The organism is Paenibacillus sp. PDC88, assembly GCF_900106725.1.
Lineage (GTDB): Bacteria > Bacillota > Bacilli > Paenibacillales > Paenibacillaceae > Paenibacillus > Paenibacillus shunpengii.
The window spans coordinates 128,200-141,189 of the sequence record NZ_FNNT01000009.1 but is presented as its reverse complement, the minus strand read 5'-3'; the positions used below and the strand labels follow the sequence as shown (position 1 = coordinate 141,189).

Annotated in this window: 8 protein-coding genes; 7 read left to right on the top strand and 1 reads right to left on the bottom strand. The window is 45.0% G+C overall.

The window, feature by feature from the left end; translation table 11 throughout:
- Nucleotides 1–72 precede the first annotated feature (72 nt).
- From BLW49_RS23000 to BLW49_RS22980, 5 genes are all read left to right on the top strand, one after another.
- Entirely contained in the window at nt 73–450 is a 378-nt protein-coding gene (locus tag BLW49_RS23000; protein ID WP_090727101.1) for a PH domain-containing protein, read from the top strand.
- 35 nt (nt 451–485) lie between these two features.
- Nucleotides 486–1,097, top strand: coding sequence for a hypothetical protein (locus BLW49_RS22995; protein WP_090727100.1), 612 nt, complete (start codon nt 486–488; stop codon nt 1,095–1,097).
- A 399-nt stretch (nt 1,098–1,496) separates the two neighbouring features.
- On the top strand, nt 1,497–2,309 hold the full coding sequence (locus BLW49_RS22990) for a class I SAM-dependent methyltransferase (protein ID WP_090727099.1): 813 nt from the start codon (nt 1,497–1,499) through the stop codon (nt 2,307–2,309).
- A gap of 127 nt (nt 2,310–2,436) precedes the next feature.
- Nucleotides 2,437–2,919, top strand: coding sequence for an SRPBCC family protein (locus tag BLW49_RS22985; RefSeq protein ID WP_090727098.1), 483 nt, complete (start codon nt 2,437–2,439; stop codon nt 2,917–2,919).
- A gap of 198 nt (nt 2,920–3,117) precedes the next feature.
- Nucleotides 3,118–4,170 carry a glycoside hydrolase family 53 protein gene (locus BLW49_RS22980; RefSeq protein WP_090727097.1) on the top strand — a complete coding sequence of 351 codons (1,053 nt, stop codon included), beginning with the start codon at nt 3,118–3,120 and terminating at the stop codon, nt 4,168–4,170.
- A 64-nt stretch (nt 4,171–4,234) separates the two neighbouring features.
- Here the strand turns inward: BLW49_RS22980 and BLW49_RS22975 are convergent, their stop codons facing one another.
- Nucleotides 4,235–5,170, bottom strand: a complete 936-nt coding sequence (locus BLW49_RS22975; protein ID WP_090727096.1) for a LysR family transcriptional regulator — start codon at nt 5,168–5,170, stop codon at nt 4,235–4,237.
- 135 nt (nt 5,171–5,305) lie between these two features.
- Between BLW49_RS22975 and BLW49_RS22970 the strand changes: the two genes are divergently transcribed.
- Entirely contained in the window at nt 5,306–6,712 is a 1,407-nt protein-coding gene (locus tag BLW49_RS22970; RefSeq protein WP_090727095.1) for an MFS transporter, read from the top strand.
- An 807-nt stretch (nt 6,713–7,519) separates the two neighbouring features.
- The gene (locus tag BLW49_RS22965) at nt 7,520–12,928 is read left to right on the top strand and encodes a S8 family serine peptidase (protein WP_090727094.1); all 5,409 of its coding nucleotides are present in this window, start codon (nt 7,520–7,522) and stop codon (nt 12,926–12,928) included.
- The last annotated feature ends 62 nt before the right edge of the window (nt 12,929–12,990 follow it).

The following is a 12,990-nucleotide window of genomic DNA, read 5'->3' as shown; positions in this document are numbered from 1 at the left end:
CTAGATTCTGACTGCTAATTTCGGACTTTTTCTAATATAATGGAGTTATTATAGGAACGGAGGAGAACCATTATGGGATTTTTAGATGGATTATTAGGAAATGCTTCACAAGTGAACTTGGCTGATGTTCAAAAAGAATTTGCTGCTCTGCTGGCACCTAATGAGCAAATTGAGCGGGCGTATAAGCTGGTAAGAGACTTGTTTATTTTCACAGACAAAAGATTAATCCTAGTTGATAAACAAGGGATTACGGGCAAGAAGGTGGAATACCATTCGATCCCTTATAAGAGTATATCGCATTATTCCATTGAAACGGCGGGACATTTGGACATGGAAGCTGAACTTAAGATTTACATTTCCAGCTCTACCGTTCCGCTTCAAAAGACGTTTAATAAAAACACGAATATTTACGAGGTGCAGAGCGTTCTTTCTCATTATATTCTGAAATAAGAGACAGCATGGTCCAGACAGGGAGAGAATGACGCTTGAAAAATGAGTGGCTTGAATGGGTTTTAGCAGGAAGTGTTGTAATTAGTTTATTGATGATGTTACTCTCGGGAATTGGAATGGGAACAATGTATTTCATCAGGAAGATTACGGGCGACCCTTTCGACGAACTAATGAAGTTAGATGAAACAGATGTTGATGATAAAGACCTGGAAAAATCCTTTAAAAGAGCTTCTCAAGTGGATTCTATTCTATTTTGGATGTTCACTTTTTCAATATTTGGTTTGGTTATTATCGCTCTTATATTCCTCATAACTGATCCATCAGAGGGAACCGAAGTAATAGATCAAGGAATAGTCTGGCGTTTTATTACGGGTCAATGGAGCGGTCTTACATGGTATGAATGGATTTCAATTGCTTTTACACTTTTAGGTTTGATTTGGTTTATCAAAGAGATTGCTCATTACATTATAAAGACGTATAAAAAGAAGATAAAGAAGCGGGAAAGTGCTGTACGCAGTTTTGATCAACATGAGCTACTAAAGCTCGAGATGGAGGAAACGAAAGAAGAGTATAAGAATAATAGATTCTCCATACTCACTCCTGGATTATTCATTCTTATCGGACAAATGATCAGAGATCTTACGTGAGCTCTTGCAAATTCTTTGCTTGGCAATAACCTTTTCTATATGTATAATAGTGGAAATTCAAAACACGAAAAGCGATGAAAGGGATCTGCTTCCGCATGATGACTTAGAGAGCTGCCGGTTGGTGCAAGGCAGGGATTCAAGCAGAGGCACACCTCACCCTGGAGCAGTATAGCTGAATTGAACTCTTGCTGATATTGGAGTCTTCATTTAGGCTGTACCGGCTAACCGTCGATATACGGTTGTTCAAGATTCGGATGCGTTTGTGCACATGACCCGCATTCGAATAAAGAAGAGTGGTACCGCGAAGGAATGATGGCCCGTCGCCTCTTTAGAGGCGACGGGCTTTTTTGGTGCCAAACAGGCAGTTTATCTAGATATCCATTGCAGGGGGAAGTAATGATGAAAGAGATCATTGATTATTATGAAGCCTTTGATGAATGGGGAAGACTGGATCGGGAACCGCTGGAATTTACAGTGAACTGGCATTATATAAGGAAATACCTTCCGCCATCTGGTCATGTACTGGACAATGGGGCAGGTCCAGGTAAATATGCCTTGGAGCTGGCGAAGCAAGGCTATCGGGTCACCTTGTCTGATCTGACCCCCAGACTTGTGAGAATAGCAGAAGAACAGGCAACACGTTTACAGCTGGATTCACAATTTGACGGATTTCATGTGCTGAATGCAGCGGACCTCCATTTATTTTCAGATGAAGCCTTTGATGCATCCCTGATGCTTGGTCCATTGTACCATTTGCAGGAAGAAGCGGATCGAGCCAAAGCCGCGAGGGAGCTGTACCGAGTTACCAGATCAGGTGGAGTCGTGTTTGTTGCCTTTCAGACACGCACCCGCATGCTGCTGAACTCATTACTGAATCCAACTCACTGGAAACCCAATCATACGATGGATAATCTCGAGCAATTTTGGGCTACAGGCAGATTTAATCACGAGGATAAAGGGCGTTTTACGGGAGCGTACTACTTCGACACAGCCGGCATCGAACCTTTTATGCAGGAGCATGGATTTGAGAAGATTAGTCTTATTGGCTCTACCAGTATCGGAGCATTGCTGCAACCTGAACAGGTGGATTATTGGAGAAATCAAGGGGACGAGTCTTACCAAAAATATGTGGAGCTGATGATCTCAACTGCAGAAGACCCGGCGCTGCTTGGTATATCCTCACATTTACTCTACATCGGACGAAGAAGGTAGCTTAGACCATCGAGTCCAAAACCAATAGCTCATTATGGGTAGTTGACTGGATAGACGGCTTTGATCATTCGTAATGACCTTATATTATCGGTATAATGATGTGTATATAAGAAGGAGGGACATTCAAATGATCGCTCATATTCAAAGAAATGAATCGGGTTACATCGCAAAATTCAAACGCGAATTAAATCATCCAGCATATAAGGTATGGGCAATGCTCATTGATAACAAACGATTGAAAGAGTGGTTTCCAGAGCTTGAGGTGAAAGAACTCGGAACTGGGGGAATGATTCTGTTTGATATGCAGGATGGGACTTATGAGGAAATGCCGATATTGGACTATGTAGAGGGCAAGGTACTCGAATTTGTGTGGGGAGAAGACAAGGTGCGATTTGAAATCCATGCAGACGAAACGGGCGAAACTTCGACGCTTCTACTCTCAGAAAAAATCACTTTTCTTACAGACCATACCCCTAAGGATCTGGCAGGCTGGCATGTCTGCCTTGATGCTATCGAAACTTTGTTAAATGGAAGAGCATTAACAGAGAGTAAAGAAGAGTGGGATCACTGGTATCCGCAATATGTGGAAGCACTCAAGCCTTTTCAATAACCTGCTTAAACGTAAAAAGTCGTCCTTCATGGAGGGCTTTTTCTTTTACCTCCTTTTACCTCATCGATTCCTACTCCTTTAGTCAGGTTAGAATAAGTTCCAAAATGTTGGAAAAATATCCTAGGATGCATATATGACAGCGTTTACAATACAGATAACACTTTCCGAGGAGAGTGAACTGGATATAGGAGGTCTTGTATGAAAAAGCACCGAAACAGAATTGGATTGATATTCTTGAGTCTCTCGATGTTACTCATGCTGCTCGGCCCGTCTGGTATAGATCGTAAGGCAGAGGCAGCCCCTGCTTTTGCCAAAGGAGCGGATATAAGCTGGGTAGCAGGGATGGAAGCAGCGGGATACAAGTGGAAGGACAAGAACGGGGTGCAGCGTGATATCCTGCAAATTTTAAAAAATGACTATCAGATGAACTCGGTTCGCTTGCGTGTATGGGTGAATCCCAACATGAGTGATTATGCAAACGGATATATGAATGCAGAGAAAGCAGCTGATCTCGCGCTTAGAGCGAAGAATCTGGGAATGAGTGTAATGCTGACCTTGCACTACAGTGACTCGTGGGCTGACCCGGGACAGCAGAACAAGCCTTATGCCTGGCGAAATTACACTTTTCAGCAGCTTATGGACGCCGTATGGTCCCACACCATTTATGTAATGAATACAATGAAGAACAAAGGGGTTACACCCGATTGGGTTCAAATTGGTAATGAAACGAATGACGGGATGTTATGGAATGACGGTAAAGCTTCCGTAAACATGAAAAATTATGCTTGGCTCGTGAACACCGGGCATAATGCCGTGAAGTCGATCAGTCCGAATACGAAAACCATCGTGCACCTGGCAAACGGACATGATCAGGCCGTTCTCGACTGGAATATCGGAGGTCTTGTTCAAAATGGAGCTAATTTTGATGTGATCGGACTATCTCTATATCCATCGGCCTCTGATTGGACGACCAAGGTGAATCAGACCATAACGAATGCGAATCAGTTGATATCGAAGTATGGAAAAGAGATTGTCATATCCGAGATCGGTATGGATTACAATCAGGCTTCGGCAGCCAAGAGCTTCATTACAAAGATCAAAAATGATGTGCGTAATATTTCTGGAGGCAAAGGGCTCGGTGTATTCTATTGGGAACCTCAAGCGACCCCCGGGTATAATGGTGGATACAACAAGGGTGCCTGGAACGCAGATGGCAAACCGACTATTGCACTGGAAGGATTTATTAACTAAAAGAGTGTATTCGTTCTTATAGAGCTGGCTCGTATTCGTCATGAATACGGTCCAGCTCTTTTATTTATCTTGACGAAGAGATTTTCACCTCGTTCTGCCATCGATCTTCCAGCTTCTCGTTTAAATTCAAACCCTGCATATAGTAGTCTATTAAAAATTGCTTGAAAGCTAGAGCCGCTTTCGATAAATAGCGGTTCTTATGCCAGGTTAAACGAAACAATGCTTTGGAATGCTCATCCACGATGCTGACTAGCTGCACTTGGGGAGACCAGTCACGAATACAGGAGGATACGAAGGCGACTCCCATCCCTGCTTCAACCATTTTGAGCAGCATGGAGGGTTCATCCACCCGGCATACAAAATTGGGTGATATTCCGGATTTACGGCAAAATTCATTCTGGATATGGTAGAGAGCATGAGTTTCCTTGTAACCAACAAAGTGCTCTTGTTTCACTTCAGACAGCTGCAGCCTGTCACGATCAGAAAAAGGATGGTTCGGGGGGAGTGCCAAATTAATAATTTCTTTCGTGAGATATTCAGATTGGATATCCGATGCAGCGATCGGAAGGGAAGACAGGCAATAATCAATCCGATCTTCATTTAATAAAGACTCCATCTCATGATGTGTGGCTTGAATGATCCCGAATTTGGCGTTTGGATATTTCTTACTGAACAATTTCAAAGGCTCTCCTATACGATCCGGGTCTTGAATGGCAATCTCAATCCTTCCTTGGTTCAGTCCAGCCATGTCCTCAAGTTCTCTTCTGCCTTCTTCAAGTGTTGACAGCACGAGTTCTACACGCTGAAGAAATGATTTCCCGTATTCATTAAGCCTTATCTGCCTGCCGTTCCTTCGAAATAAAGGAACACCCAGATCCTCTTCAAGGCGAGCGATGGTTTTGCTGAGCGCAGGCTGAGCAATTCTTAACTGCTCAGCAGCCTTCGTCATATGCTCAAGCTGCGCCACAGTACGGAAATAGTGAAGCTGCAAAAGTTCCATCGTTTTCACTCCTTTTTCTCGATTACATACAGCTTAATATACTTCAGTATATAAGAATATGGCTAAATATATATTTTTCTTCCATCTTCTTCAAGAATAAACTGGAGAAAAGAGAAGTAAGGGAGGAAAACTGAAATGGACGACAAGGTGGTTAGTCCGACTCAACAAGATGCAGCCGATCGTGCAAATAGACTAATTCGAGTTTTAGCATTTACCATGGTGCTGTCGGTCATGAGTGTAACGATGTTTAACATCGCGCTGACGGACATCAGCATTGAATTTTCATTAACCGTAGCTCAGGTAAGCTGGGTATCCACGGCATATCTCGTCGTCTACGCGCTGGGTACGCTCACATACGGGAAGCTGGTAAGCATGGTTCATCTGCGGCATTTAGTTGTGATTGGATTGTTCATGTTTGCTCTGGGATCGCTGGTTGGATTTACAGCGCAGTCTTACTCTATGGTTGTACTGGGCAGAATCGTACAGGCGGCAGGGGCTGCTGTAGTGCCGGCCATGAGCACCATCATACCTGTCAGATATTTCAGTCCAGAGAGAAGAGGGTATGCACTGGGGATTACCTTTACAGGACTTGCGGTTGGAAATGCAATAGGACCTGTCATCTCAGCAGCAATTGTCAGCTTTGCCGAATGGAGATGGCTGTTTGCAGTGCCGATCCTTACACTGGTTACTTTACCGTTTTACCTAAAGTATTTAGAGAAGGGCGAGTTAAAGAAAGATAAGATCGACTACTTCGGGGGAAGCCTGCTCGCCTTATTTGTTGTATTGCTTATGATGTCGATAACTCAAGCGAACATACTGTATTTTTCAGCAGCGTCAGTCCTGTTTATATTATTTCTTGTTCGTTCAAGGCTGACGTCAGCCCCATTTATCCCCCTTCAATTGTTTCGATCGAAAGGGTATGCCATCGGGCTGGTTATTCTGGTTCTTGTACAGGGGATTGGGTTCTCGTTCCCATTTCTGACCCCGCTGCTGCTGCAACAGGTCAATGATCTTTCCTCGGGAATCGTCGGATTTATGTTGGTTCCTGCAGCGATCGGTTCTGCCTTGCTTGGAAAAAGAATTGGAAAAGTCGTCGATGCCCGCGGGAATCACTTTGTCTATTCGATATCGGCATGTCTTTTGTTCATTACATTTATGGCGATGTCCATTTGGGCAGGGGTTCATCATTATTGGATAGCAGCTATCCTCATTGTGGGTACTGTAAGCCAAATGAGTCTTCAAATTTCGCTCATTAACAGCGTGTCCCGTTCACTTGCTCCAGAATATATAGGAATAGGGATGGGGCTTGTTTCGACTCTTAATTTTATGTCCGGAGCAATCGCCGCTTCCTTCTACAGTATACTCCTTGATCAAGGAGCGGGGACTGCGTGGAATGGACTAAATGGAAACCTGGAAGCATCCGTATTCAGCAATATGTATTTTGTGTTCGCTGTCATGCATATCCTCATGCTCGCAGCTTTTCACTACTTGTACAGGAACCCTGTTCCGAAAGTTCGAACAGCAAACAGACATTCGCACTAATTCGCCAAAATGAAACAATTAGTATTATATTCCTATGAAGTTGTTAATAAACAACAAATAAAATAGAAAGAATTCAGGCGAACAGGACAAAAGAAATGCTGCACGAGCATAGATGGTACTATTTTGTTTTTGATTCACGCTGATCTGTGCGTCAAAATGTATTTTTCATAGACCAAACAACCTAAATCACAACTGAAAAATAAATGCTGGATAATCGGTCCTGCATCTATCACAAAATTGACATTATTATTCTATCCAAGTAGTAATATCAACGCCCCAATTCGCATTTTCCTTCAAGAACCGCTATAAATGCGGTTCTTTATCCTTTTATGAGAATTTTATCGAAAAATGCGACATGCATGTCATATGACGTATCCGTCTTAATACTTAATTGACCTATGTAAAATAAGTATTAAGAACCAAATGTAAAATTATGTTAAATAAATGCTTGTAACCGTCTTTTTTTATGATTTATACTCTCTTCACAAGCAATAGCTTTTCATTTAACAATTCCTCTAAAATGTTAATTCTCATCTCATCAAACTCTCAGAATCTCATCAATCTCCAAGAATTTTTAAACTCTCTCAGTAATACAAAATAGATTAGCCCCCTGAATCTACTCAAATTAATCTTCTTTTTCCCATCGAAGATGCTTAAGTCTATGAATTCACTTCTATTAACCCCTTAAAGGAGGTGGTGCTCCCAATCAAATTCTGATTACTAATTTCTCGTTGTTTGATTGGTCGTGTATTTGTTTGGAGGAAATTCACACGTTTCTATCTCTATTCCCAAAGGAGTGTATTAGACTTGGTCACAGCGAAAAAGACGAAAAAAACGATCTCATTAGGCATGGCTTTCCTCCTGGCAGTGTCCATTGTAAGTCCGGCTATGGCTGCACCGACGACCTCAGTTTCTGACAAGATCGATTTGCGTACTGCGGCTCCCGAACTGATCACTGCAAAAGTAGACTCTAAGCTAAATAAGCTGTTTGACGAAGACAAATATGTCACCTATCTGGTCAAAATGTCGGAACAAGCGGATACTGCGCTTGCTTCTCAGAAAGCAATGGATCTGGCCACTCAAAAAGCGACTCCTGCAGCTGCAAAGCTCTCAGCTCGTACCTCAGTGGTTAGTACACTTCGTGAAACGGCATCGCGTACACAAATACCGATCCAAAAATATTTGGATGAACAGAAGGAAGCTGGCGGAGTTAAAGAATACAAGAGCTATTTCATCGTCAATTCGCTGGCGGTTACAAGTACCAAAGAGGTGATGGAGGAGCTTGCCCTTCAGCCTGGCATAGACAAGATTCTTCCGAATGAAGAACGATTCCTGCAGGAAGTTACGGTGGATAAGAAGGCTTCGACTCCGAAGGCGAATGATTTGGACATCGATTCTGCTGCCTCAGCAGCGGATCAGAACAAGAATACAGAACCTTCTGATTATGACCCGGCAGAAATTGAATGGAACATCGCTCAAGTCAACGCACCCGAAGTGTGGGAGCAAGGAATTGACGGCTCTGGAATTGTCGTCGCAAATTTGGACTCCGGCGTTGATTATACACATCCTGCCCTAGCCAGCAAATGGCGTGGTTTGGATGCCAGCGGAAATGTCGTTGATCCAGAGCTGAGCTGGTACGATCCTCATAGCGGTGCCTCACTTCCAGCCGATACGGACGGTCATGGTACACATACAATGGGGACGATGGTAGGTGCTGAAGAAGACGGCACGAATATTATTGGTACAGCACCCGGCGCAAAATGGATGGCGGTCCGAATCTTTAATCCGAGCACAACGGATGCCATCATTCTGGATGGTGCGCAGTGGCTGCTGGCACCGGTAGATGAAGAGGGTAATCTTCATCCAGAGCTTGCTCCAGATGTAGTGAACAACTCATGGGGTGGAGGACCTGGTATTGATGAATGGTTCAGACCCATCGTACAAGCATGGCGTGATGCACAGATATTCCCCGCATTCTCTGCAGGTAACACCACATTGACGAATCCTGGTGGCCCTGGATCTGTTGCCAATCCGGCGAACTATCCGGAATCCTTTGCTACAGGTGCAACGGACATCAATGGAAATTTGGCAGATTTCTCACTATTGGGTCCCTCTCCGTATGATGAAATTAAACCAGAAGTCTCTGCTCCGGGTGTGAACATACGCTCATCGGTTCCAGGCGGCAGTTACGAAGGAGGCTGGAATGGAACATCGATGGCTGCCCCCCATACAACTGCCATTGCGGCCATGCTATTGCAAGCGAACAGCTCTCTCACTGTCGATGATCTGGAGGATATTCTGACAGAAACTGCGACAGAAAGAACGGATAGCACCTATCCAGAATCACCTAACAACGGATATGGACACGGCATCGTCAATGCACTTGATGCGGTCGGCTCAGTCCTTCAAGGAGTTGGTTCTGTAACGGGTCGAGTGACTATTGACGGTGATGACCTGACTGCACCTGAGCTGGATTACACTGTACTGGAATCGGTTTATGCCGGACTGGATGCCGGATTCTCCATTGAAGCCAGTGATAATGTATCGGTTACTGAAGTCAGTGTTTATGCAAGAACAGAAGGTATGAGCCGCTATGTATACATACCAGCGGAACTCACTTCCGGAGATGCGCTTGATGGTACGTACCGAGCTGTTATTCCTGCAGCACTTATCGAGGAGCCAGGCCTTGAATATTACATCCGTGTGAATGACTATGGCAATAACGGTTATGAGACGGAAGTGCATTCCGTAGACGTACTGGAAGGAATCGAACCAGGTTATTCCCAAAATTTTGAACAGGATTATGTTGGATTCTTGCCTGATCTTGACAATCCTTGGGTATGGGGAGCTCCTGAAAGCGGACCTGGAAGTGCCTATTCCGGGGAGCATGTAATGGCGACAAATTTGTCGGGTACGTATGCACCGAATTCTAACACCGCTCTCATTGCACCGCCCATTAATTTAGCTGACGCACCTGAAGGTGCTCTGTTGTCCTTCAAGCAATGGTTTGACCTTGAAGACGGCAGTGATTTCGGAAGTGTGTACTTAGCGACAGAAGAGAATGACTATGAGTTTGAACAGCTGCTTACGGTTACGGGAAGCAGTGAAGATTGGGTAAACCAGTATGTCGATTTGACCGCGTATGCGGGTCAAAAGGTTTATGTGGCCTTTGTCCTCAGTTCGGATGGATCAGTTCAAGGAGAAGGATGGTACATTGACGACTTCTCGCTGCAGCTTCCGGATGAAGTGGCTCCAGCAGCTCCGTCTGATCTGACAGGAACACCTTCAATACTTGGTGACGTATCGCTAGAGTGGAGTGCTCCTGCTGATGAAGATCTGAAGGAATATCATGTTTATCGTTCTTCAACATCCGACACGGGATATGAGCTGATTGGCACGACATCTGAAGCATCCTATGTTGACAGTATTACGATTGAAGGAGAAACAACTTATTATTATGTAGTCAAAGCAAAAGATTACAGCGGCAACGAGAGTGACGCTTCCAATGAAGTCACTGTGGATGTAGCTGTGCCGGAGACCCTATTCAGTGATTCGTTCGATGGTGATAATGACAATGGATGGACACATGCGGGAACGAATGATGTATGGGAGCGGGGAGCTCCTGCTGCACCGGGTCCAGCTTCCGCGGTCAGTCCTCCGAATGTTTGGGGCACGGATCTGAACGGGACTTATCTGGCAAGCTCAAATTTCTCTCTGGTATCGCCTGTGATTGACTTAACTTCTCAGAATACGGCTGCACTGACCTTCAATCACTGGTACGAAATCGAAAGAAACTATGATGATGCCTACGTGGAAGTAACCACGGATGGCGGTACGACCTGGACAGAGATTGGCTACTACTCTCATGCAACAGAAGGTAAGCAGTGGTCACCTGTATTTATTGATCTGTCAAGCTATGCAGGAAATGAAATTCAAGTACGCTTCAGATTAACCACGGACAGCAGTGTACAAAAAGCCGGATGGTACGTAGATGATGTACGGGTGCTGGCTGTTTCTGCACCAGAATCAACAGCTAGTGATACAAAGACTGAATCTAATAAAGCCAAAGCAATACAGAAGGCACCTGTATTGACGGACTTTGTGAGCAAGCAGCCGATTACGACTCAAGGTGATTCCGTATCGAAGGATGGAGAAGTCGGACTGCTTAGTCTTCCCGTCTCCGCTACAGTAACGGTTGTCGAAACCGGCAGATCGGTTCGTACGGATGCATATACAGGCCGTTACAGCTTTAATCATGTAGCTGGTGACTATAATTTGAAGGTCGAGTCTTACGGCTATTACCCACAGACAGTGCCTGTAAGCATTGAAGATGGAAAGACACGTAACGTTAACTTCCAGCTCGAAGAAATTCCACAAGGCACGATTACAGGCATCGTTACAAATGAACGTACGGGAGAGCCGATTGCCGATGCAGTAGTTATGGTCATGGAAGACGCACAGGTATCCCCTGTTCGGACTGACGAAGCGGGGGCCTTTACTCTGCAGGTATATGAAGGAACTTATACTTTGTCCATTTCCGCATTAGATTACTATAGTGAAACAGCAGCAGTAACCGTTCCTGCGAACGATACTGTCACGCAAGACTTTGATCTGAAGCCCTTCATCGGCTATGCAGGTGAGATCAAATATGATGACGGAACAGCGGAGAATGCTCGTGCATGGAATGCGGCAGGGAATGCGTGGGCCGTTAGAATGAGTCCAGAATCAGAGGCAGCACAAGTAACCGGTGCATCCTTCCGCTTCTGGAATACAGAGTGGCCGAGTCCAGGCGGTACAGCCTTCAGTTATTCTGTATATGATGCATCTGGACCAGATGGAGCACCTGGACGTGAGCTTGCAGGTCCATTTGACGGCACCGCTCTAAGAAATGACGAATGGACAACGGTGGAATTCCCCGAACCGGTCTCAGTTACAGGTGATTTCTACATTGTATACGAGCAGACCGAAGCGAATCCTAATTCACCGGGACTTGCAACCGATGAGAGCAGTACAGTCGCTGAACGGGCATGGCAGCGGATTAGTGGAGCATGGACTGCCTCGCCTCTAGAGGAAGGGAATTACATGATCCGGGCGCATGTACAGTATGCGATTGGCGCGCCAATCATCACTTCTCCGGCTGAAGATACGTACACGAATGAAGAGTCGATTATAATTACCGGTACTTCCAATGCCAATGGATCAACGGTGACGATTTATAACGGGGAAGAAGAAGCAGCAACTGCGACGGTTGCAGAGGGACAATTTGAAGCGGTGATCGATCTGAATGCAGGCGAGAATGTTCTTGTCGCTGAAGCCTTGGTGGGTGATGAAGTAACAGACCCTTCTACTCCAGTAACGGTAACTCTTGATCAAGCTGCACCAGAGCTTATTGTTACCTCTCCAGAGGATGGAGAGACGACGAACGCTGAAGCTTATACCGTGAGAGGTACAGTGAATGATGAATACCTTGATACGGTTACAGTGAATGGTGAAGCAGCTGAAGTTACGGAGGATGGAAGCTTCGAGCATCGTCTTCTAATCAATTCAGGTGATAATCTCATTACCGTTACAGCAACGGATTTGGCAGGAAATGAAACAACTATTACACGTACAGTAGTAGTAAACTGGGCAGCACCTGTCATAACGAATCTTACACCAAGTTCGGATCTGCATATTTCAGCAGGAGAGGCGGTGTATGTATCCTTCGACAGCAGCCCAGGTCTGTCGGCATCCTTCCGTGTCGAACTGCCAGGCATTGCCCCATCGAGCTTCAATGAAGCTCCGCTCACAGAGACTTCACCTGGACACTATGAAGGAACCTATACAACCTCAGAATCGTTGAGGCTGGAAGGTGGAGTTATCGTAGTAAGAGTATGGGATACAGCAGGTAACGAAACAGAAGTTGCAGCACTTGGTAAACTATATGTAACAGAGAGTGGGGAAGAGCCGGCTCCGCCGAATGTTGCCCCTGTCGCCATCATTCAATCTCCGAGCGCAGCGCAGCGTAACCGGGATGTTACTTTCGATGCTTCAAATTCATACGACGAGGATGGCAGCATTGTTTCTTATACATGGAATTTTGGTGATGGAGCAACGGGTAGTGGAGTCACCGCTACACATGCCTATACCAAAGGCGGGAATTATACGGTGGAGCTCATCGTCACAGATGATCAAGGTGCAGTGAATACGAAAACATTTGTCATTCGAATTCGCTAAGCTCTTGAACGAACACTTGTCCTAATGAAAAAGAGGAGTTCCGGATTATGGTCCGGATTCTC

What these genes read in the sequence shown, in the direction of transcription:
- BLW49_RS22970 (WP_090727095.1), top strand. Translation starts at nt 5,306, where the DNA reads ATGGACGACAAGGTGGTTAGTCCGACTCAACAAGATGCAGCCGATCGT.
- BLW49_RS23000 (WP_090727101.1), top strand. Translation starts at nt 73, where the DNA reads ATGGGATTTTTAGATGGATTATTAGGAAATGCTTCACAAGTGAACTTG.
- BLW49_RS22975 (WP_090727096.1), bottom strand. Translation starts at nt 5,170, where the DNA reads ATGGAACTTTTGCAGCTTCACTATTTCCGTACTGTGGCGCAGCTTGAG.
- BLW49_RS22980 (WP_090727097.1), top strand. Translation starts at nt 3,118, where the DNA reads ATGAAAAAGCACCGAAACAGAATTGGATTGATATTCTTGAGTCTCTCG.
- BLW49_RS22985 (WP_090727098.1), top strand. Translation starts at nt 2,437, where the DNA reads ATGATCGCTCATATTCAAAGAAATGAATCGGGTTACATCGCAAAATTC.
- BLW49_RS22990 (WP_090727099.1), top strand. Translation starts at nt 1,497, where the DNA reads ATGAAAGAGATCATTGATTATTATGAAGCCTTTGATGAATGGGGAAGA.